This window comes from Pseudomonas sp. TUM25319 (assembly GCF_056388475.1).
In genome coordinates, this window is record NZ_CM150751.1 from 1,372,014 (window position 1) to 1,394,422 (window position 22,409).

General features: G+C 63.7%; 17 protein-coding genes. 6 read left to right on the top strand and 11 right to left on the bottom strand.

Features of this window, described 5'->3' with window-relative positions; all coding sequences use genetic code 11:
* Positions 1-23: 23 nt before the first annotated feature.
* Positions 24-2,594, bottom strand: coding sequence for a PepSY domain-containing protein (locus tag AC05QJ_RS06335; RefSeq protein ID WP_476746106.1), 2,571 nt, complete (start codon positions 2,592-2,594; stop codon positions 24-26).
* A gap of 104 nt (positions 2,595-2,698) precedes the next feature.
* Positions 2,699-5,050, bottom strand: a complete 2,352-nt coding sequence (locus tag AC05QJ_RS06340) for a TonB-dependent receptor (protein WP_476746107.1) — start codon at positions 5,048-5,050, stop codon at positions 2,699-2,701.
* Between the two features lie 209 nt (positions 5,051-5,259).
* Between AC05QJ_RS06340 and AC05QJ_RS06345 the strand changes: the two genes are divergently transcribed.
* On the top strand, positions 5,260-5,940 hold the full coding sequence (locus AC05QJ_RS06345) for a Fe2+-dependent dioxygenase (protein ID WP_476746108.1): 681 nt from the start codon (positions 5,260-5,262) through the stop codon (positions 5,938-5,940).
* Between the two features lie 3 nt (positions 5,941-5,943).
* Complete coding sequence (locus AC05QJ_RS06350) at positions 5,944-6,693, top strand: tetratricopeptide repeat protein (protein ID WP_476746109.1); 750 nt, start codon at positions 5,944-5,946, stop codon at positions 6,691-6,693.
* A gap of 123 nt (positions 6,694-6,816) precedes the next feature.
* On the opposite strand, the gene AC05QJ_RS06355 is transcribed toward AC05QJ_RS06350, so the two are convergent.
* On the bottom strand, positions 6,817-7,980 hold the full coding sequence (locus AC05QJ_RS06355; RefSeq protein WP_476746110.1) for a type III PLP-dependent enzyme: 1,164 nt from the start codon (positions 7,978-7,980) through the stop codon (positions 6,817-6,819).
* Positions 7,981-8,640: 660 nt separating this feature from the next.
* On the opposite strand from AC05QJ_RS06355, the gene AC05QJ_RS06360 reads away from it, so the two are divergent.
* From AC05QJ_RS06360 to AC05QJ_RS06370, 3 genes are all read left to right on the top strand, one after another.
* Positions 8,641-9,129: a sigma-70 family RNA polymerase sigma factor gene (locus AC05QJ_RS06360; protein WP_476746111.1), complete on the top strand. Its 489-nt coding sequence runs from the start codon at positions 8,641-8,643 to the stop codon at positions 9,127-9,129.
* A 17-nt stretch (positions 9,130-9,146) separates the two neighbouring features.
* Positions 9,147-10,118, top strand: a complete 972-nt coding sequence (locus AC05QJ_RS06365; RefSeq protein WP_476746112.1) for a FecR family protein — start codon at positions 9,147-9,149, stop codon at positions 10,116-10,118.
* Between the two features lie 110 nt (positions 10,119-10,228).
* The gene (locus AC05QJ_RS06370) at positions 10,229-12,670 is read left to right on the top strand and encodes a TonB-dependent siderophore receptor (RefSeq protein WP_476746113.1); all 2,442 of its coding nucleotides are present in this window, start codon (positions 10,229-10,231) and stop codon (positions 12,668-12,670) included.
* Positions 12,671-12,757: 87 nt separating this feature from the next.
* Here the strand turns inward: AC05QJ_RS06370 and AC05QJ_RS06375 are convergent, their stop codons facing one another.
* The 4 genes from AC05QJ_RS06375 to AC05QJ_RS06390 are packed head-to-tail and all read right to left on the bottom strand — an operon-like array spanning position 12,758 to position 16,194.
* Entirely contained in the window at positions 12,758-13,912 is a 1,155-nt protein-coding gene (locus AC05QJ_RS06375) for an osmoprotectant ABC transporter ATP-binding protein OsmV (RefSeq protein ID WP_476746114.1), read from the bottom strand.
* Positions 13,909-14,562, bottom strand: a complete 654-nt coding sequence (locus tag AC05QJ_RS06380) for an ABC transporter permease (RefSeq protein ID WP_476746115.1) — start codon at positions 14,560-14,562, stop codon at positions 13,909-13,911. Before AC05QJ_RS06380 ends, AC05QJ_RS06375 begins: the two co-directional genes overlap by 4 nt.
* A complete protein-coding gene (locus AC05QJ_RS06385; protein ID WP_476746116.1) occupies positions 14,559-15,467 on the bottom strand; it encodes a glycine betaine ABC transporter substrate-binding protein in 909 nt (302 codons plus the stop codon). The genes AC05QJ_RS06380 and AC05QJ_RS06385 overlap by 4 nt, the downstream gene beginning before the upstream one ends.
* Before the next feature lie 13 nt (positions 15,468-15,480).
* Positions 15,481-16,194, bottom strand: a complete 714-nt coding sequence (locus tag AC05QJ_RS06390) for an ABC transporter permease (RefSeq protein WP_476746117.1) — start codon at positions 16,192-16,194, stop codon at positions 15,481-15,483.
* 543 nt (positions 16,195-16,737) lie between these two features.
* Here AC05QJ_RS06390 and AC05QJ_RS06395 point away from each other — a divergent pair.
* Positions 16,738-18,321, top strand: coding sequence for a peptide chain release factor 3 (locus AC05QJ_RS06395; RefSeq protein WP_476746118.1), 1,584 nt, complete (start codon positions 16,738-16,740; stop codon positions 18,319-18,321).
* Between the two features lie 85 nt (positions 18,322-18,406).
* On the opposite strand, the gene AC05QJ_RS06400 is transcribed toward AC05QJ_RS06395, so the two are convergent.
* The 4 genes from AC05QJ_RS06400 to AC05QJ_RS06415 all read right to left on the bottom strand — a co-directional run bounded on the left by AC05QJ_RS06400 (position 18,407) and on the right by AC05QJ_RS06415 (position 22,208).
* Positions 18,407-19,486: a polyamine ABC transporter substrate-binding protein gene (locus AC05QJ_RS06400; RefSeq protein WP_476746119.1), complete on the bottom strand. Its 1,080-nt coding sequence runs from the start codon at positions 19,484-19,486 to the stop codon at positions 18,407-18,409.
* A gap of 59 nt (positions 19,487-19,545) precedes the next feature.
* Positions 19,546-19,887 carry a cupin domain-containing protein gene (locus AC05QJ_RS06405; protein ID WP_476746120.1) on the bottom strand — a complete coding sequence of 114 codons (342 nt, stop codon included), beginning with the start codon at positions 19,885-19,887 and terminating at the stop codon, positions 19,546-19,548.
* 41 nt (positions 19,888-19,928) lie between these two features.
* The gene (locus AC05QJ_RS06410) at positions 19,929-21,335 is read right to left on the bottom strand and encodes an NAD(P)/FAD-dependent oxidoreductase (RefSeq protein ID WP_476746121.1); all 1,407 of its coding nucleotides are present in this window, start codon (positions 21,333-21,335) and stop codon (positions 19,929-19,931) included.
* Positions 21,336-21,398: 63 nt separating this feature from the next.
* The gene (locus tag AC05QJ_RS06415; RefSeq protein ID WP_476746122.1) at positions 21,399-22,208 is read right to left on the bottom strand and encodes a helix-turn-helix domain-containing protein; all 810 of its coding nucleotides are present in this window, start codon (positions 22,206-22,208) and stop codon (positions 21,399-21,401) included.
* Between the last annotated feature and the right edge of the window lie 201 nt (positions 22,209-22,409).

Consider the following 22,409-nt stretch of genomic DNA (forward strand, 5'->3'; position numbering starts at 1 on the left):
CCAGCGATGAGGCCCTGAAGGGCTCAGTAGACGTCCCGGCGATACCGCCCCAGCTCGATCAGCTCTTCCACCGCAGCTTCACCGAGCAAGCCGTTCAGCGCTGCATCCACACCCCCCGCCATGCCTTGCAGGCTGCCGCAGATATAGATGGCCGCGCCGTCATCCAGCCAGCGCTTCAGTTCGTCGCCGCGTTGCAGCAACAGATCCTGCACATAGATCTTTTCCGCCTGGTCCCGCGAGAACGCCAGGTCCAGCCGGGCCAGGTCGCCGCTGTCCAGCCAGCCTTGCAGTTCGTCCCGGCAGAGGAAGTCGTGGGCTTGATTGCGCTCGCCGAACAGCAGCCAGTTGCGTTGCTCGCCGCTGGCGATTCGCGCCTTGAGCAGGCTGCGCAGACCGGCCAGGCCGGTGCCGTTGCCGATGAGGATCATCGGCGCCGGCGCGCCCGGCAGGTGGAAACCGCTATTGCGGCGCAGACGCAAGCTGACGCTGTCGCCCACCGCCATGTGCTCGGTCAGCCAGCCGGAACCCAGGCCCAGGCTGCCGTCCGGGTGGCGCTCCTGGCGCACGATCAGTTCCAGCACGCCATCGCTGGCAATGGAGGCGATGGAGTATTCGCGGGCGTCGATCGGAATCAACGCATCCACCAGCGCCTGGGCATGCAGACCCACCAGGTGCTCTCGGCTGACCGGCAACTGTCGGCTGGCGAGGGCGACCCCCAGTGGCTCGCGCAGGCCATCGACCAGCACTTCACTGCCCGCGTCCAGGCCCAGACCGGCCAGGAAACGCTCCACGTTCGCCGGTGCCAGGCGCGGCAGGATCTCGATCAGGTCGCCGGCCTCCCAGCGTTCCGGTGAGGGCGGCGTCAGGCCCAGCAGAAACACTGGCTGGCCCTGGCTACCCGGATTGAGCAGTTCGCGGCGAGTCAGGCTCCACAGCGCGTATTGCGGCGCCTGCCAGGTCGCGGTGGCGCTGCTGCCGCTGAGTTCGGCCAGTTGCTGCTGCCAGCGTTGCAGGGCCAGAAGGTCGGCGCTGTCCACTTCAATCGGGGCAAAGCGGGCATGGGCACCGCGCTCGCCCAGCCAGGCATGCAGGCGTCGGGCGAAACCGCAGAAGTGGGCGTACTGACGATCACCGAGGGCAAGCAAGGCGTAGTCCAGGCCGTCGAGTGACCAGGGCTGGCCGAGTACCTTGCGTTCGAAACCGCGGGCACTGTCCGGGGCTTCACCGTCGCCGAAGGTGCTGACCACGAACAGCGCACGCTGCGCCTGACGCAGGTCGTCCTCGCTCAGGTTGGCCAACGGCTGGACCCGCACCGGCAGGCCGGCGGCCTGCAGTTGTCCGGCGGTCTGCCAGGCCAGTTGCTCGGCGAAGCCGCTCTGGCTGGCGAAGCCCACCAGCCAGCCGTTGCGTGAGTCGGCACCCTGGGTCAGGCCAGTGCGGGCGGCACGGACCTGGCGTTTCTTGCGGCGCCGGTCGAGGTAAAGCAACCAGCCGGTGACGAAGAACAGCGGCATGGTCAGGCTGGCGATCATCGCCAGGATGCGCCCGGTGAGGCCGAAGTAGCTGCCGACGTGCAGGGCGTAGACGCTGGTGAGCAATTGCGCCTTGAACGACTTGTCGTTGTACACCTCGTGGCTGCGGACCTGACCGCTGACCGGATCGACATTGAGGTTGTTGAAGGCGCGCTCGTGAGCGGCGTCGTCCAGCAGGTAGGAGATCATCACCGGCTGTCCGCCTGCCGGCGGCAAGCGCTGGCTGTAGGCGGCGAGGCCCGGCCCTGCGGCTTTCTGCAGGCTGGCCCAGACGGCGTCGTAGTCCACCACCAGCGGTGGTGCGTTCGGGTCGGCCTGTGGTGGGCCACCACGACCGCCGCGGCCTTCTCCACGACCCTCGCCGCGCTTGTGTTCCTGGCCGGCCGCGGGCTTGTCGGCCAGCAGCTTGTTCAGGCCTTCGCGGTACCACTCGTAGGACCAGAACAGCCCGGTCAGGGCGAACAGAAGATAGAACAGCAGGCACCAGGTGCCGAATACGGCGTGCAGGTCCCAGTTGAAGGCGCGGCCTTTCTTGGCCCAGTCCAGCGTCAGCCAGACACGCCAGTTCAGCGCCTGGCGCGGCCAGCGCAGGTAGAGGCCGGACAGGCAGAAGAACACCAGGATCAGCGTACAGGCGCCGGTGATCTGCCGGCCGGTGTCGCCGATGGTGAGGAAACGGTGCAGGTTGAGCATCAGGTTGAAGAAGTCCTGGCCGACCACATCGCCCTGGAACTCACCGGTGTAGGGGTCGACGTAGCGCATCTGCCCGCGTCGTTCGCCCGGTGGCGGGGTGAAGAACACCCGTGTGGCGCCATCGTTGTGCGTCTGTACCCACAGCAGGGCGACTTTCTTGCCCTCGGTGGCCTCGACCCGGCGAACCAGTTCGGCAGGCGGCAGCATGCCGCCTTCGCGGGGCTTTACGGTCAGCACCTCGGGGTTTATCGCCCGCAGGATCTCGTCCTGGAACGAGTAGGCCGCGCCGGTAATCCCCATCAGCGCAAGCACCAGTCCGGCCGTGATGCCGAAGAACCAGTGCAGTTGGAACAACGTCTTTTTCACCACATCGACCACCTGATATTGCTGGGAATGCGAATTAGTCGCGCATTATGCCTTGATACACAAAAACCCCGTTCACCGAAATGAACGGGGCGATGCAATCAGCGACCTCAGAAGTGGACGCTGGTGCTCAGCAGGGCGGTACGGCCCGCAGCCTGGTTGGCAAAGTGAGTGCTGTAGGCCTTGTCGTAGTAGACCTCGTTGGTCAGGTTCTGCACGTTCAGTTGCAGGTCGACGTTCTTGGTCAGCTTGTAGGCGGCCATGGCGTCGTAGCGAACCCAGCTGTCGACCATGGTGGTGTTGGCCACGCTGCCGTAGACCTCGTCGGTGTAGAAGGCGCCGCCGCCGATGGTCAGCTTCGGCGTGACCTGGTAGGTGGTCCACAGGCTGGCTGCGTTGTTCGGCAGGTTAGGCAGTTGATTGCCGTCGTTGGCCTTGCCCATCGCGCCACCGTCGATCTGGCGGCCTTCCATGTAGGTGTAGCCGGCGAAGACCTGCCACTTGTCGGTGATCTTGCCGCTGGCACCCAGCTCGATACCGTCGACGCGGGTGGTACCGACGTTCTCGTAGGTGGTGGCATCGACCTGAACGCGGGCGTTGTCCTTCTCGGTGCGGAAGATCGCGCCGGTCAGGGACAGGCGGTTGTCCAGCAGGTCCCACTTGGTGCCGATTTCGTAGTTGGTGGTTTCTTCCGGCTCCAGGTCGCTGGACAGCAGGTTGCCCGAACGGTCGGTGGTACCACCCAGCGGGTTGTTCTCGGTGCCTTCGCCGAGCATGGCACCCGGTGGGGTGGCCGAGGTGGCGTAGGAGACGTAGATGCTGCCGTTGTCGGCCGGTTTCCACACCAGGCCCAGTTGGCCGGTGACGAATTCGCTGGTGTCCTCGCCTTCGGCGCGCACGCCTTTGGCGCTGACGCTGGTGGCACCGTTGGCAGTGTAGGTGCGGTACTCGGTCTCGAAGTGGTCGTAGCGCAGACCCATGTTGACCAGCCACTGCGGGCTCAGCTCCAGGGTGTCGAACACATAGATCGCACGGGTCTTGCTCTTGGTGGTGGTGCCGGCGTAGTTGCGCGAGATCGCACCGTTCCACGGATCGTCCGGGTTCGGGTTGCTCAGCGAGGTGCAGTTGTAGCCGCTGGAGGCGATGGTGCCCACGGTGCAGTTGGTGCTGGACGGCGTGGTCGAGGTGATCGGCGTCAGTGGCGTGGTATCGGTGTTGACGTTGTAGGTCGAACGCTTGCTCTCTTCACGGCTCAGTTCGATACCGGTGGAGAAGCTGTTCTTGAAGCCGGCGATGTAGAAGTCGCCGAACAGATCGGTCTGGTTGGTGGTGGTGGCGGTGTTGCCCACACGGGTGTTGGCCCGGCGCCAGACACTGCCGTTGTTGACGTTGCGCTGGCTGTCGTCCGGCTGGGTGAGGATGTAGTCCTGCATCGAGTTGCCGTGGCGCAGGGTGTTCTTGATGGTCAGCGCGTCGGTCAGGTCGTGCTCGACGGCAATGGTGGCGATGTCCGTGCGCGCCTTGCGGAAGTCGCGGTTGGTCAGGCCGTAGAAGTTGCTGCTGTCGCCACCGTCGATCGGCTTGCTCGGGTGTGCCGAGGTGCGCGCGGTGCTACCGGCGGCCGGGATCGAGTACGGTACGCCGGAGTCCGGCAGGTCGTCGCTTTCGAGGTGGTACCAGTCGAGGTTGACGCGGGTGTCGGTGCCCAGGCCGAAGGCCAGGGACGGGGCGATGCCCCAGCGGTCGTAGTTGACCTTGTCGCGACCGGCAACATTGCTTTCGTGGCTCATCAGGTTCAGGCGGCCGGCAACGGTGTCGCTGAACTGGTAGTTGCCGTCGAGGGTGTAGCGCTGGGTCTGGTCGGAGCCCCAGGTGAAGCCGCCGTCGAAGGAGTTGCCCAGGTGCGCTTTCTTGCTCACGAGGTTGATGCTGCCGCCTGCAGCGCCACGACCGCCAATGGCAGAGTTCGGGCCTTTGCTGACTTCGATCGATTCGATCGCGAAGATTTCGCGGCTCTGGGCGCCGGTGTCGCGTACGCCATCGATGTAAGTGTCGGACTGCGAGTCGAAGCCGCGGATGAACGGACGGTCGCCTTGCGGGTTGCCGCCTTCACCGGCGCCGAAGGTGATGCCGGGGACAGTGCGCAGGGCGTCTTGCAGGGTCAGGGCGTTGGTGTCCTTGAGGACCTGCTGCGGAATCACGGTGATGGAACGTGGGGTGTCCACCAGCGGCGCGGTGTACTTCTGCGAAGAGGCTTTTTCCACCTTGTAGTCGGTGCTGGCCTGGTTGGCCTCGGCGTTGATGCTGGTGGCATCGAGGGAAATCGCACCCTCCTTGCGAGCCGGTGCCGGTTCGTCGGCGTACGTCACGTGGGCGGCCGACGTTGCGGTGATGGCGACGCCGATGGCGGATGCGAGCAAGCGCGGTGAGCTGACAGCGGTTGGTACGAATTGACGCGACATCAGGTGGACCCCCTCCCAAGGTTTCGAGGCGGCGGAGGTTAGTGTAAGGAGACATGTCAAGACAATTGAGAATCGTTGGCACTTACATTCTTTACACCTTTTTCACGGAATTTTGCCGGGGATCAATGTCCGCCCCTCGGATGAGGCTTGTGGCGGATAGATAAGAATCAATACCATTGGCAACTTTTTCCGCTCAGGTGCCCATCGCCATGCTTTTACACGTTCCCGGCCTGTTTACCCGTGAGGAAGTGCTGCGCATCCGCGAGGCACTGGAGAGCACCGATTGGGCCGACGGCAAGATCACGGCCGGCTATCAGTCGGCCAAGGCCAAGCACAACCTGCAGTTGCCCGAAGCGCACCCGCTGGCCAAGGAAATCGGCGCCGCGATGATCGAGCGCCTGTGGAACAACCCGCGCTTCATGTCGGCGGCACTGCCGCACAAGGTGTTCCCGCCGCTGATCAACTGCTATCGCGAGGGTGGCAGCTTCGGTTTCCACATCGACAACGCCGTGCGTCAGCCCAAGGGCAGTGTCGAGCGGGTGCGTACCGACCTGTCCTCCACGCTGTTCTTCAGCGACCCTGAGGATTACGACGGTGGCGAACTGGAGATCCAGGACACCTACGGCCTGCAGCGGGTCAAGCTGGCGGCCGGCGACATGGTGCTGTACCCCGGCACCAGCCTGCACCGGGTCAACCCGGTTACCCGCGGGGCGCGTTATGCGGCGTTCTTCTGGACCCAGAGCCTGGTGCGTGAAGACAGCCAGCGGGCGTTGCTGTTCGAGATGGACAACGCCATTCAGCAACTGACTGCCGACGTGCCGGATCATCCGTCACTGCTGCAACTCACCGGCACCTACCACAACCTGCTGCGCCGCTGGGTCGAGGTCTGAGCCGTGGCCTTTCAGTTGCGTCGTGAAGAAAAGGTGGGCACCGACGAGTTCGGCCAGATGCTCGAGCAGAGCCCGGCCAAGGCGGCTCAGGCCCTGTTGATGGCGGCGGGGCAGGGCGTGGTCGAGGCCCAGGCGTTGCTTGGGCAGATCCTCCTGGACGGACGGGGTATCGAGCGCGATCCGCCGTTGGCCCGGCGCTGGTTCGGCATTGCCGCGCAGCAGGGCAGCCTGATGGCGCACAACATGCTCGGCCGTTGCCTGGAGCATGGCTGGGGTGGCGAAGTGGATGAAGCCCAGGCGGCGCGGCATTACCGGCAAGCGGCCAATGGCGGGCTGGACTGGGGCATCTACAACCTGGCCAACCTGCTGGCCACTGGCCGTGGTGTTGTCCAGGACCATCAGCTGGCGTTGGCCTGCTACCGTCGGGCGGCGCAGATGGGTCATGCCAAATCGATGAATCTGCTTGGGCGTTATCTGGAAGAGGGCCTGCATTGCCAGGCCAACCTGGCGGCTGCGCAGGACTGGTACCGGCGCTCGGCCGAGGGCGGGGATTTCCGCGGACAGTTCAGCCACGCGGCGGTACTCGCGGCGCAGGGCGATCTGGACGGCGCGTTGAAGTGGCTGCAGGTGGCGCTGGAAGGTGGCAATGCCAATTTCCTGCGGGTGGCCGGGCCTGCGCTGGAGCAGGCGGTGCATCCGGAGATCCGGGCGCTGGCGGGAGCTTACAAGGAGCGTCTGGCCGAACTGTTGTGACGATCAGTTGTAAGCCGCAAGCTTCAAGCCAAAGCGGCAACGACACGGACCGCTCTTTCTTGTGGCTTGCAGCTTGAAGCTTGCAACTCAAAAGGGAGCTGATCACTCAGCCCCCTTGTGCATTTACAGGTAGAAGGCCTTCAGCGGCGGGAAACCGTTGAACTCCACCGCGCTGTAGCTGGTGGTGTAGGCACCGGTGGACAGCCAGTACAGGCGGTCACCGATGGCCAGGTTCAGCGGCAGGCCGTACTTGTAGTGCTCGTACATGATGTCGGCGCTGTCGCAGGTCGGGCCGGCGATGACCACTTCTTCCATCTCGCCTTTCTTCTCGGTCCAGATCGGGAACTTGATGGACTCGTCCATGGTTTCGATCAGGCCGGAGAACTTGCCCACGTCGGTGTAGACCCAACGCTCGACGGCGGTACGGGACTTGCGCGCCACCAGCACCACTTCACTGACCAGGATGCCGGAGTTGGCGATCAGCGAACGGCCCGGCTCCAGGATGATTTCCGGCAGGTCGTCGCCGAAGTCTTCCTTGAGGAAACGGATGATTTCCTCGGCATAGGTTTCCAGGCTGTTGGTACGGGTGATGTAGTTGGCCGGGAAGCCACCGCCCATGTTGATCAGTTTCAGCTCGATGCCGTCTTCTTCTTTCAGGCGCTCGAAGATCACCTTGACCTTGGCGATGGCCGCGTCCCAGACGCTGATGTCGCGCTGCTGCGAGCCGACGTGGAACGACACGCCGTAAGGCACCAGGCCCAGGTCTCGGGCCAGGATCAGCAGGTCCATGGCCATGTCGGTCTGGCAGCCGAATTTGCGCGACAGCGGCCAGTCAGCGGTGGTGGAGCCTTCGGTGAGGATGCGCACGTAGACTTTCGAGCCCGGCGCGGCCTTGGCGATGTTGCGCAGGTCGGCTTCGGAGTCGGTGGCATACAGACGCACGCCCTTCTCGTAGAAGTAGCGGATGTCCTTGGATTTCTTGATGGTGTTGCCGTAGCTGATGCGGTCGGCGCTGACGCCGCGGCCCAGCACTTTGTCCAGCTCGTAGATCGAGGCGATGTCGAAGCTCGAGCCTTTTTCCTTGAGCAGGTCGATGATCTCGACCGCCGGGTTGGCCTTGACCGCGTAGTAGACCTTGGCGAATTCGAAGCCCGCGCGCAGGTCGTCGTAGGCCTGGCTGATCATCTGGGTGTCGATGAGCACGAACGGGGTTTCTTGCTTGTCGGCGAACGCCTTCATTTTCTGGAAGGTTTCACGCGCGAAGTAGTCTTCGACCTGGATCGACATGCTTGGGGACTCCATGGGCAAACTGAAAAAATAAGTGGCTGCAAACTGAACGCCCTCCGTATCCCCACTTTGGTTCGCCTACTTCCCAAGGCATGTCGCCGAAAGCAAAAAGGTCATCCGCGCGATTGAAAGCTGCTGCGGGTGACCTTGCTGTCTCGTCGTCAGTACTTGAGCCGGATGGATCGTTTCCAGCATGGACGTTCGGCGCGAACTTTAGGACTTGAGGGGTTCAAGATCAACAAAAAATGTCGCGTTTTCGTACTGCTCTGCCGCCTGCAAACCACTGTGTTCCTTCATAACCGACTCAGGTGACAGCCAGATGTTCCTCTGGATCGTCCTTGCGTAAAAAATAGTGGAACAGGTGGCGATTTGCTGACTTCTCGGTAACTTCGTGATCTGGCGGTGCGAACGGCAGAAATCGTCGCTAAATTAATCTCAAATGCAGACAAGACCGTTTGTCGTGATCTTTGCGAAGGCTTTTTCGCGGGCCTGACTGTTCATATTTATGGCCACCCGCTGAAACGCGGATTTCGATGAATTTTTTTTGCCCGAGACGACGAAAAGCGCTTGGTCGGGTAGGCCAAAGGAGCATTTGCCGGGCTTAATAAGAAACATTACTATTCGCGCACCTTCCCTCTGCCTGACGATGACCTCCACACCGTGTCTCGACACAAAGGCTTTCTCGACCACTACCACGAACTCGTCGGCACCTGGACGCGCAAGTTGCGCAGTCGCCATCAGGCCGAGGATCTGGCGCACGATGCCTTTGTGCGGGTGCTGGAAAGCGAGCAGGGCGCCGTGGAGCAGCCACGGGCCTATCTGCACCAGGCAGCGCGCAATATTGCAGTCGATGGATACCGTCGCGAAGACCGCCGCCAGTCGCTCGAACAGCAGGCCATGGACCTGGCGCCACCGTCGACCGAGGACCCGGAGGCCTACCTGAATGCGCTGCAACTGGCCGACAGCGTCGAGCGGGCGCTGGCGGAGCTGCCGCTGAACTGCCGCAAGGTGTTCATCTGGCAGAAGCTCGAGGGCTTGACCCAGGCCGAGATCGCCGAGCGCATGGGATTGACCAGGAACATGGTCGAAAAGTATATGATCCGCACGCTTCGCCACCTGCGCGAGCACCTGGATGTGTCGACGAAATGAGTCAGGCGAATGTATTCATGAATCAGGGCAGCAGTCCCGGCCCGCACGAGGCCGCCCGCGAGCAGGCGGCCGAATGGTTCGCCCGCGTTCAGGACGGCCCGCTTTCCCCCGCGCAGCAGGCCGCGTTCGACGCCTGGCTGGCGCAGGATCCGCTGCACCGTGATGAATACGAACTGCTCGGCCAGTTGTGGCGAGCCAGTGACCTGTTGCCCCGCGCCCGTCTCCAGGCCCTGTGCGCCGAAGATCCCGTCACCGTGCTGCCGCGCCGCCGCTTCGTGGGCCTGGCCGTGGCCGCCAGCGTGCTGGCTGTGGCGGTCGGGCTGGGCTGGTTCGGCTGGCAGCGACACGGGCTCGATTACCACCAGCAACTGCAGACCGGCCTCGGCGAACGCCGGCAGGTGGAGTTGCCGGACGGCTCGCACCTGGACATCAACGGCCGTACCCGTCTCGAAGTGCGCTTCAGCGCCGGGCAGCGGGATATTCGCCTGGAGCAGGGCGAGGTGATGTTCAGCGTGGCACACGACAGCGACCGGCCCTTCGTGGTCGATGCCGGCAACGGCACGGTCACCGTGACCGGCACCCGTTTCGACGTTCGCCGGGATCCTGCGCAGACCCGCGTGGCGGTGGAGCAGGGCTCGGTGCGGGTCCAGGGTCATGGCGAGGCGAAGGCACTGCTCAGCGCCGGCCTCGGCTCCCATATCGATGCCGCAGGTGCGGTGGCCGCACCTTATAAGGTGGATGCCGCGGCGCTCACCGCGTGGCGCTCGGGCAAGCTGGTATTCAACGATGCAACGCTGGCGCAGGTGGCCGAAGAGGTTTCGCGCTACCGCGAGCAACCGCTGAAGGTGGCACCGAAAGCCGCCGGCCTGCGCTTGAGCAGCACCTTCCGCGTCGATGACACGAACGCTCTGCTACGGGCGTTGCCGAGCATCCTGCCAGTCACGGTGGTGGCCCATGCCGATGGCTCCCACGAAATAATTTCAAAATAGATTCAGGTTTTTTCCGAGTTGTTCGTCTTCCTGGCCGACTTGCAACTGCCAAGCATTTCGATTTGCAAACGGCAGTTGATCCCGATCCGCTCTCAGGACTTCTCGAAGACGTGAACAACAACAAGCGTTCCCCACGTTCCGCCGGCCGCTCGCGCTGGCTGCCACTGGCCCTGGTGCTGGCTGTCAGCGCCGGCATCGGCAACAGTTACGCCGACTCGACGCCCACCAGCATTCAGATCCAGGCCCAGCCGTTGGCCAGCGCCCTGAGCCAACTGGGCCAGCAGACCTCGCTGCAATTGTTCTTCACCCCGGCGCTGGTGGCGGGCAAGCAGGCGCCGGCGGTGTCCGGCAATCTGTCGCCGGAGCAGGCGCTGCAAGCGCTGTTGCAGGGCAGCGGGCTGACCTACGAGATCTCCGAGGGCACCGTGGTATTGCACGCCGCCGATCAGCAGGCGGCCAGCGGCACGGTGGAGCTGGCGTCTACCGACATCAATATGGTCGGTGACTGGCTGGGTGACGCCCAGGAAACCGTGGTCCACAACCATGCCGGTGCGCGCACCGTGGTGCGCCGTGAAGCCATGATCGAGCAAGGCGCGATGAGTGTGCGCGACGTGCTCAAGGGCATCCCCGGCGTTCAGGTGCAGGATTCCAACGGCACCGGTGGCAGCGACCTGTCGCTCAACGTCGGCGTGCGCGGCCTGACCTCGCGCCTGTCGCCGCGCTCCACGGTGCTGATCGACGGCATCCCGGCGGCGTTCGCGCCCTACGGTCAGCCGCAACTGTCGATGGCGCCGATCTCCTCCGGCAACCTCGACAGCATCGACGTGGTGCGCGGCGCCGGCTCGGTGCGTTATGGGCCGCAGAACGTCGGCGGGGTGATCAACTTCGTCACCCGGGCCATTCCGGAAAAAGCCACCGGCGAAGTCGGTACTACCCTGGAAACTTCCCGCCATGGCGGCTGGAAACATATCGAGTCGGCGTTCGTCGGCGGCACCGCTGACAATGGCCTCGGCGCCGCGCTGCTGTATTCCGGGGTCAATGGCCACGGCTACCGCAGCAGCAACAACGGCAACGATATCGACGATGTACTGCTCAAGACGCACTGGGCCCTGACCGATCAGGACGAGTTGTCGCTGAACTTCCATTACTACGACGGCAAGGCCGACATGCCCGGCGGCCTGACCCAGGCCCAGTTCGATGCCGACCCGTACCAGTCCGACCGCGATTACGACAACTTCAGCGGCCGGCGCAAGGACGTGTCGCTCAAGTACCTGCGGCAGATCGACGATGTCACCCAGTTCGAAGTGCAGACCTACTACACCGACAGCTTCCGCGGCAGCACCATCGCCGCCCGCGACCAGAAGACCCTCAGTGCCTATCCGCGCAGCTACCACACCTTCGCCATCGAGCCGCGGGTGTCGCGGATCTTCTTCACCGGCCCCGCGACCCAGGAGGTCAGCGTCGGTTACCGCTACCTGAAAGAGGCGATGCACGAGCAGGCCAGCCGCCTGGCGCTGGTCAACAACGTGCCCACCGTCACGCCGACGTCCGATGGCCACATCTACCAGGACCGCACCGGTGGCACCGAGGCGAGCGCCTACTACATCGACGACAAAATCGATGTCGGCAACTGGACCATCACCCCGGGCGTGCGCTTCGAGCACATCAACACAGACTGGAAGGAGCGCGCCGTGCCCGGCCTCAACGGGGTGCCGGTCCAGGCCAAGAGCCGCAGCGTGACCAGCAACGAACCGTTGCCGGCCCTGAGTGTGATGTACCACGTGTCCGACGCCTGGAAGCTGTTTGCCAACTACCAGACCTCGTTCGGCAGCCTGCAGTATTTCCAGCTCGGCCAGGGCGGCACCGGCGACCAGACCGCCAACGGCCTGGAAGCGGAAAAGGCCAAGACCTACGAGATCGGTACCCGCTACGACAACGGTACCTGGGGCGGCGAACTGACGGCGTTCTACATCGACTTCGATGACGAGCTGCAATACATCAGCAACGACATTGGCTGGACCAACCTCGGCGCGACCAAGCACCAGGGCATCGAGGCCTCGGTGCACTACGATCTGGCCGGCCTCGACCCGCGCCTGGACGGCCTGAGCGCCAATGCCGGCTTTACCTATACCCGTGCCACCTATGAAGGTGAGATCCCGGGCTTCAAGGGCCGCGACCTGCCGTTCTACTCGCGTCAGGTGGTCAATGCTGGGCTGCGTTACCAGGTCAACCGCTGGACCTGGAACCTGGACGCCTTCGCCCAATCGAAGCAGCGCGCACCGGGCACCGGTATGAACGCCAACGGCAGCTTCAACGGCAACTACATCACCGAGCCGAGTGCCGATGGCCAGTACGGCGACATTCCGGGCTACGTGACCTGGAGCGCCCGTGGCGGGTACGAGTTCGGCAAGGAACTGTCGAACCTGAAACTGGCGGCGGGGGTGAAGAATATCTTCGACCAGCAGTACTACACCCGGTCCAGCGACAACAACTCAGGGATCTACCTGGGTGAGCCGCGGACGTTCTATGTGCAGGCCAGTGTAGGGTTCTGATCTCTCGGGTGTTCTTTAGGGCCTCATCGCTGGCAAGCGGAGCGCCGCCCGGCCAGCTCCGCTTGCCGGCGATAAGGCCATCAGTTTTTAAACAGCAGCTTCGGCAGGAGACACGATGCTGGTCTTGCCACCCCGCGAACGCCCCGAACTCAGGTACGCCGCAATGGATTCCTGAGTCACTTCGCCCAGGAACACCTGGTTGGCATCCAGCACCGGCAGCCACGCCCGGTTGAACTCGTACATCCGCGACAGCAGGATCCGCAGGTGTTCGTCATGGGCCGCAGTGGCATTGAACGGCCGCAGGAAGTCGGCGCAGGTGCCTTGCTGGCGGTGCAGGTCGCGCCGGCGCACGTAACCCAGGGCGCGGTTCTCGCCATCGGTCACTACCACGTACTTGCGGTCATGCTCGTCCATCAGTTCCAGCGCATCGGCCACCGCCATGTCGGGGCTGGCCGACGGCGCGTTGTCGGCCGCATCTTCGGCGCGCACCAGCAGCAGGCGCTTGAGGGTGCTGTCCTGGCCGACGAAGTTACTGACGAACTCATCCGCCGGATGCGCCAGCAGGGTGTCGGGATGATCGAGCTGGATCAGCTTGCCGGCGCGGAAGATGGCGATCTTGTCGCCCAGTTTGATGGCCTCGTCGATGTCGTGGCTGACCATGATCACGGTCTTGTTCAGCGCCCGCTGCATCTCGAAGAATTCGTTCTGGATCATTTCGCGGTTGATCGGGTCGACCGCGCCGAACGGCTCGTCCATCAACAGCAGTGGCGCCTCGGCGGCCAGGGCGCGGATCACGCCGATACGCTGTTGCTGGCCACCGGACAGTTCCCGTGGATAGCGCTGCAGGTACTGCTTGGGCTCCAGGCGGATCATGCTCATCAGCTCGCGGGCGCGGTCGTGGCATTTCTGCTTGTCCCAGCCCAGCAGGCGCGGGACCACGGTGATGTTTTCCTCGATGGTCATGTTGGGGAACAGGCCGATCTGCTGGATCACGTAGCCGATGCGCCGGCGCAGGGTCACTTCGTCGAGGCCGGTGGTGTCTTCACCGTTGATCAGCACCTTGCCCGACGTGGGGGCGATCAGGCGGTTGATCATTTTCAGCGTGGTGCTCTTGCCGCAACCGGAGGGGCCGAGGAAGACGCAGATCTCGCCTTCGTTGACGGTCAGGCTGACCGAGTCGACCGCCTTCACTTCTTTGCCGTTGCTGTGGAAGGTCTTGGAAAGGTTCTGGAGTTCGATCATTTGAGCAGTCCTTCTGGAGTCAGCGAACGTTGCAGGGCTTGCAGCAGCAGGTCGGCGGCGATGGCCAGGAGGCTCACCAGCACGGCGCCGACCAGCAGCATCGACATGTCGCTGCGGCTGATGGAGGTCAGGATAAGTACGCCCAGGCCACCGGCGCCGATAGTGGCGGCGATGGTCATGACGCCGATGTTCATCACCACGGCGGTGCGCACGCCGGCGAGGATCACCGGCACGGCGATGGGCAGCTCGACCATGCGCAGGCGCTGGCCGAAGGTCATGCCGATGCCGCGGGCAGCTTCACGGATGCCCGGCTCGACGTTGGTCAGGGCCAGGTAGGTGTTGCGCATGATCGGCAACAGGGAATAAAGGAACACGGCGGTGATCGCCGGCAGTGGCCCCAGGCCCTGGCCGAACTTCGAGTAGAACGGCAGCAGCAGGCCGAACAGGGCGATCGACGGCACCGTCAGCAGCACTGTGGCGCTGGCCTGCAAGGGGCCGGCGAGGGCGGGGAAGCGGGTCATCAGGATGCCCAGCGGCACGCCGACGACGATCGCCAGGGTGACGGCGATCCCCACCAGAGTGATGTGCTGCCCGGTCAGTTGCAGCACTTGCGCCCAGTCCAGGTGGGCGAAGGTATCCAGCAGGTTCATGGGGCGTCTCCTTGCAGGGGATGCTGGCGCAGGAAGTCGTCAGCGACCTTGCCCGGGCTCTGGTGCTCGACATCCACCTTGGCGTTGAGCTGGCGCATGGTTTCGTCGTCCAGTTGCTCGGCCAGCGGCTTGAGCAGCGTGGCCAGTTGCGGGTGGGCGTCGAGCACCGCTTTGCGCACCACTGGCGCGGCGGTGTAGTCGGGGAAGTAGTGGCGGTCGTCTTCCAGCAGCTTGAGGTCGAAGGCGCTCAGCCGGCCGTCGGTGGTGTACACAAGCCCGGTGAACACCTGGCCGTTGCGCAGCGCGGTGTAGACCAGGCCGGCGTCCATCTGGCGGATGTCCTTGCGGGTGAACTGCAGGTCGTAGGTCTCGGTGAGGCCCGCGAGGCCGTCCGGACGGTTGGCGAACTCGGTGTCGAGGGCCAGGACGTGGGTCTGCTTCGGTTCGTCGCGCAGCACCTGGTTCAACTGGCTGATGCTGTTGACCTGCGGATACTGCTCGGCGACCTTGCGCGGCAATGCCAGGGCGTAGGTGTTGCTGAAGCGCGACGGGGCGAGCCAGACCAGGCCTTTCTGCGCGTCCAGTTCCTTGACCCGGGCGTAGGTGGCTTCGGCACTCGGCATGCGCTCCTCGATATGGTTGTAGGACACCAGCGAGACGCCGGTGTATTCCCAGACCATGTCCAGCTGGCCGCTTTCCTGGGCACTGCGCGCCAGGTTGCTGCCAAGGCCGCCGGTGATGCGCACCTCGAAGCCGTTCTGGCGCAGGTAGCGGGCGGTGATTTCGGCGAGTACGGTCTGCTCGGTGAAGACCCGCGCGCCAATGCGGATCAGCGGTTTTTCGGCGGCCTGGGCAAATCCTGCGAACAGCAGGGCCGCGCCCAGGAACAAGGCGATTCTTTTCATTGGGGTCCCTCGGTCAGTGAGTCAGGCCGCGTTCCAGCCAGCGGCGGCTGCACTGGCTGACCAGCGCGTCGAGCAACAAGGCCAGGGCCGCGGTACACGCTGCACCCAGCAGCAGTTGCGGCTGATTGTTCAGGGCGATGCCGGGGAAGATCAGGCTGCCCAGGCTGTTGGCGCCGATAAGGAACGACAGCGGTGCGGTGCCGACGTTGATCGCCAGTGCCACCCGCACGCCGCCGACGATGATCGGCACGGCATTGGGCAGCTCGACCTTGAACAGTGTCTGGCGCGGCGTCATGCCGATGCCGGTAGCGGCTTCCTTGAGCGAGGCGGGGACGTTTTTCAGGCCTTCGTAAGTGTTGCGCACGATGGGCAGCAACGAGGCGAGGAACAGCGCGAGGATCGCGGGGCCGGCGCCGATGCCGAGGATACTCAGGGCGATGGCGAGGACGGCGAGGGGCGGAACGGTGTTGCCAATGTTGAAGACCTGCATGAAGCGTTCGGCGCGGTCGACCCGGTGCGGTCGACTCAGGGCAATGCCGGCCGGGATACCCACGGCAAGCGCCGCCACCATCGACAGCAGCACCAGCGTCAGGTGTGCCTGCAGGTAGAACCAGAGATCGGCGCGGTAGCGCACGATCGTATCAGTGCCGATCCAGTGGACCAGCAGGGCCAGGATGACGAGCGCGGCGGCCCATCCCATCAGCCCCTTGCCATAGCGTACAGCCATAGGCGGACTCCTTTTTTTATCGTCGGCGCACAGCGGCCCGTGCTGTCGCCATTCCAGGCGACGGGCAATCTGTACGCGAAAAGTGGCGGCGAAAATGCGCGCCATGAGCGAAGCCCCGTCAGGCTCGTGTTGCCGGTGAAACCCACCCCGACCAACGGTCATTGCAGGGGAATGGACGCCTCCATCGCTTTAAAGGTTCCCATCTGATGCGGCATTTGGCCAGCGTTAATCCCTGGGGTGTAGGAAATTACGCACGAGAAACGAGCGTAATTCTGGCTGGGAGGCGTTGAATTACCTGCTGTTGGGCCGTTAGTCGTGAAGATCAGGCTTTTGGCACTTCTGGTAATTGGTGTGGGAAAAAATCATGGATAAAACACTTGAGCAGGTGATGAATGATCTCTGCCTGCGGGAACTGACCAAGGAGGAGGTGCGCGGGGGAATCCGCCAAGCCCGCTCCCACAAGGTCTGAGTCAGAGATCGAAATTCAATCAGCCTTCAGGTATGATACCGCCCTTTTTTCAATCCCCAGTCAGGCGATTTCCCATGACCAACCAGGCCGCCGAAGTCGCGAAGCGCCGCACTTTCGCCATTATTTCCCACCCCGACGCCGGTAAGACCACCATCACCGAGAAGCTCCTGCTGATGGGCAAGGCCATTGCCGTCGCCGGTACGGTGAAGTCGCGCAAGTCCGACCGCCATGCCACTTCCGACTGGATGGAAATGGAGAAGCAGCGGGGTATCTCGATCACCACGTCGGTGATGCAGTTCCCCTACCGCGAGCACATGATCAACCTGCTCGACACCCCCGGTCACGAAGACTTCTCCGAAGACACCTACCGTACCCTGACCGCCGTGGACTCGGCGCTGATGGTGCTCGACGGCGGTAAGGGCGTCGAGCCGCGGACCATCGCCCTGATGGATGTCTGCCGCCTGCGCGATACGCCGATCGTCAGCTTCATCAACAAACTCGACCGCGATATCCGTGACCCGATCGAACTGCTCGACGAGATCGAGGCGGTCCTGAAGATCAAGGCCGCGCCGATCACCTGGCCGATCGGTTGCTACAAGGACTTCAAGGGCGTCTATCACCTGGCCGGTGACTACATCATCGTCTACACCCCGGGCCACGGCCACGAGCGTACCGAGGTGAAGATCATCGAGAAGCTCGACTCCGACGAAGCCCGCGCCCACCTGGGTGACGAGTACGAGCGTTTCCTCGAACAACTGGAACTGGTGCAGGGTGCCTGCCACGAATTTGACCAGGACGAGTTCATCAACGGCCAGCTGACCCCGGTGTTCTTCGGTACCGCGCTTGGCAACTTCGGTGTCGATCATGTGCTCGACGCGGTCGTCGACTGGGCGCCACGCCCGCTGGCCCGGGTCGCCCACGAGCGCACCGTGGAGCCGGTGGAAGAGAAGTTCAGCGGTTTCGTGTTCAAGATCCAGGCGAACATGGACCCGAAACACCGCGACCGCATCGCCTTCATGCGTATCTGCTCGGGCAAGTACGAAAAAGGCATGAAGATGCGCCACGTGCGCACCGGCAAGGACCTGCGCATCGGCGATGCGCTGACCTTCTTCTCCTCCGAGCGTGAGCAACTGGAAGAGGCGTATGCCGGCGACATCATCGGTCTGCACAACCACGGCACCATCCAGATCGGCGACACCTTCAGCGAAGGCGAGAGCCTGGGCTTCACCGGTATCCCGCACTTTGCCCCGGAGCTGTTCCGCCGCGTGCGTCTGAAAGACCCGCTGAAGTCCAAGCAACTGCGTCAGGGCCTGCAGCAGCTGGCCGAAGAGGGTGCGACCCAGGTGTTCTTCCCGGAGCGCAGCAACGACATCATCCTCGGCGCTGTCGGTGTGCTGCAGTTCGATGTGGTGGCCAGCCGCCTGAAAGAGGAATACAAGGTCGAGTGTGCCTACGAGCCGATCACCGTCTGGTCCGCACGCTGGATCACCTGTGACGACAAGAAGAAGCTCGAAGACTTCAAGGTCAAGGCCATGGAAAACCTGGCGGTGGACGGTGGTGGTCACCTGACCTACCTGGCGCCGACCCGGGTCAACCTGTCGCTGATGGAAGAGCGCTGGCCGGAAGTGAAATTCCGCGCCACCCGCGAGCACCACTGACAGCAGCTGCAAGCTGCAAGAAGAAGCGGCCGCGCACTGGCCCGCTTTTTCTTGAAGCTTGCAGCTTATAGCTTGCAACTGCCCCTCAGTTGCCCGCCTTCACGCTGGTCCAGATCCGCGTCCTGATCCGGTCGATCTTCGCCGGCATCGCCTCCAGGGCATACAGCTTGCCCATCACGTCTTCGCTCGGATAAATCATGTTGTTGGCCTTGAGCTGCGGGTCGACGATGGCGTCCGCCGCGAGGTTGCCGTTGGCGTACTGCACATGGTTGCTGATGTTGGCCATCACCCCAGGCTGCAGCAGGTAGTTCATGTACGCATAGCCGGCTTTCTCGTCCGGGGCATCAGCGGGCATGGCGACCATGTCGAACCACATCGGCGCGCCTTCCTTGGGAATCGAGTAGCCAACATTGATCCCGTTCTTTGCTTCCAGTGCCCGGTTTTTCGCCTGCAACACATCCCCCGAGAAGCCCACCACCACGCACACGTCGCCGTTGGCCAGGTCGCCGGTGTACTTGGACGAGTGGAAGTAGCTGATATACGGCCGCACCTTCATCAGCAGATCCTTGGCCTTGTCGTAGTCCGCCGGGTTCTGGCTGTGGTGCGGCAGGCCCAGGTAGTGCAGGGCGATCGGCAGCAACTCGGGGCCGTTGTCGAGCACCGCGACGCCGCAGCTTTTCAGTTTGCTGATGTACTCGGGCTTGAAGATCAGGTCCCAGGAGTCCACTGGCGCATTGTCGCCGAGCACTGCCTTGACCTTGTCGATGTTGTAGCCGATGCCGGTGCTGCCCCACAGGTACGGGAAGCCGTACTGGTTGCCCGGGTCGTTCACTTCCAGCGCCTTGAGCAGCACCGGGTTGAGGTTCTTCCAGTTGGGCAACTGGCTCTTGTCCAGGCGCTTGAGGGCCTTGCCCTGGATCTGCCGCGCCATGAAGTGGTTGGACGGGAACACCACGTCATAGCCGGAGTTGCCCGTCATCAGCTTGCCGTCGAGGGTTTCGTTGCTGTCGAACACGTCGTAGGTGGGCACGATGCCGCTGGCCTGCTGGAAGTTCTTCAGGGTGTCCGGGGCGATGTAGCTGGACCAGTTGTAGATCTTCACCGAATCGGCGGCGCTGGCCACGCTGGCGGCCAGCATCAGGGGAGCAATCAGGAACGTACGCATGTCGGGTTTACCTTGCTTTGTCTGTTGTTATCGAAGGCAGGCGATCAGCGGATCGGAAATCAGAAAATCAGTACGTAGCTCTTGCGCACGGTCTCCTGGATATCCCAGATGCCGGTGCTGTTGGCCGGTAGCATCAGGGCGTCTCCGGCTTCTATGTGCAGGGGCTCGCCACCGTCGGGGGTGAAGGTGCAGCGGCCCTTGATGAAGTGGCAGAACTCCTGTTGCACGATCTGCCGGCGCCAGCGTCCGGGTGTGCATTCCCAGATGCCGGTCTCGACCCCGTCGTCGCGCTCGACGCTGGTGGTGGATGCCACCGCGACGGGCTCTCCGAGGGGGACCGCGACCGGAGCGGAGTGCTCCAGGACAACGCTGTCGGTGTGTTTGAACTGGGTAATGCTCATGACCACGGGTTCCTCGTTGGGGGACTTCTGTTGGCAGCGCTTCAGTTCATGAAGCGCTGCATGAAATCGGCGAGACCGCTGGCCATCCGCCGACGCCAGGGTGGGCTAGCGGGGCTGGCGAGGGTCCGGTCTTCGAGCACGAAGCTCTGGATGATGGCGTTGTAGCCAAGCCAGCGGCACGGCTCCGGCGGCCAGCTGGCGAGGCTCGACAGCGGGCGGTTGTCGTGAACCCACGGCTGGGCGGTCAGGTGGTTGTGCTGGCCGAGGATCAGCGCGGCCAGGGTGCGTCCACCGAGGTTGGTGGCGCCCACGCCTTCGCCGCCGTAACCGCCGGCCAGGGCAATGCCGCGCTGGCGGTCGCAGAGCATGTGCGGGTGGAAGCGCCGGGCCATGCCGAGGTTGCCGCCCCAGGAGTGGGTGATGCGCACGTTCTTCAGTTGCGGGAACAGCTCGCCGAACAGGTAGCGGCGCAGTTCGATCTCGTCGGCATTCAGGCTGAAGTCTTCCCGCAACCGGCCGCCGAAGCGATAGCCGCCGCGGGCACCGAACATCAGGCGGTTGTCACGGGTACGCTGGCCGTAGGTGACCTGCCGGCTGCTTTCGCTGAACGCCTGGCCGTCTCTCAGGCCGATCTGTTCCCAGACCGAGTCCGGCAGCGGTTCGGTGGCCACCAGCAGGCTCTGCACCGGCAACTGGTGCTTGCCCAGCGGCGGCAGGCTGGCGGCGTAGCCCTCCACGGCAGGCACGACCCAGTGACTGCGGATCGTCGCCATGGGTGTGCGGACCTGGCCGGGGTTCCAGTCCAGCGCCGGGGTGTTTTCGTAGATCGGCACGCCGAGTCGTTCCACAGCCCGGGCCAGTCCACGTACCAGCTTCGCCGGCTGGATGGTCGCGGTGTGCGGGCTGAAGATGGCGCCGTAGGCATTGCTTACCCGCAACTGGCCTTCCAGCGTTTCGGGGCGCAGCCAGCGGTAGTCGTCCTCGGTCATGCCCTGACGGTAGAGGTCGTCGAGCCAGGCGCGCAGGCTCTTTTCCTGTTCCGGATAACGGGCCGCGCAATAGAGCACACCGCCTTTGCGGTAGTCGCAGTCGATGCCTTCCTTGTGCAGCACGGCCTGGACTTCGTCGGGGATGCCATGGAGCAGGTCGATGCTGTCGCGGCGCTGCTGCGGTGAGAGCGTGGCGAGCAGGCGGTCGTCGCCGAGCATGTTGCCCATCAGCCAGCCGCCGTTGCGCCCCGAGGCACCGTAGCCGGCGATATTGGCCTCGATGAGGGCGATGTTCAGCTGCGGTGCCTGCTGCTTGAGGTAGTACGCCGTCCACAGGCCGGTGTAGCCGGCGCCGATGATGCAGACGTCGAGGTCGAGGTCCTGGCGCAGAGCCGGACGAGCGCACAGCGGCTCGTCGAGCTGGTCCATCCAGAGGCTGATCGTGCGCCAGGGTTGCATTGGGTTGCGCTCCACGTCGTTAGGGTGTGGAGCCGATCCTAGTGGCGCGTGGGGCGTGCTGTCTTACGTGCGTGCACGCAGGGAAATCTGTTTCACGTAAGCCTTGGGCGACAGGCCGGTGTGCTCGCGGAAGCACTTGTAGAACGCCGACAGCGAATTGAAGCCGGCACCGAAGGCCAGCTCGTCGATGGGTGTCGTGCTGCTGGCGCCGTCCAGCCCGGTCAGCAGGTGTTGCAGGCGGGCCTGGTTGACGTAGCGGTAGAAGCTCTGGCCGAGCACCTGGTTGAGCAGGTAGGAAATCTGGTTTCGGCTGTAGCCGCTCTCGTTGGCGACCTGCTGCAGGTCCAGTTCCGGATCGAGGTACGGGCGCTGGCGCTGGAAGTAGTGCTCCAGGTCCTGGGCCATGGTACTCAGCTGGCGGGGCGACAGGCCGAGACGGCTGGTGGCCGGGCGTGGTCCTTGATGGCGGCTGCCCGTGGCGTTCTGGCGTACGAGGGTGGCGTATTCGTTGACCCGCCAGATCAGCCCGTCCTTGACTGTGATCGCTTCGCTGGACTGAAAGGCCACCAGGCCGTCGCCGCCTTGCACCGTGACCTGGTACTGGATGAAGGCGGTGCAGCCATCGACGCGGATGCGGTCGCTGTGAACGATGTCTTCGCCGGCTTCATGGGGCAGGCACGCACCCACGTAGTCGCGCAGGTCGGCATGGCTGAGCACACGGTTCTGGAAGAAGTCGTGGTACTGCACGTCTGGGTGGTACAGCGCCATCACGCCGTCGAGGTCGCGGTGTTTCCAGCACAGGTGATAGCGCAGCACGGTGTCTGCGGTGATCGGAGTCTGGGCCGGGCCATCGGAGAGGGGCTGGGGAGTCATTGCCCGATAGTGCCTCCAGGGCTTGATCGCTGGCAAGCCAGGCGGAACCAGGCCATGCATAACGCCCACCGAAACGGCGCCCATCTGGCATTTTGCACGGTCTGAGGAAGGCGCCGCGCCCGCAAACCCCCGGTTTCATTGGCTGTCACTGTTTGAAACATTTGGCATGGCCGCTGCACTTATTCAGTGCGAAAGGACCCC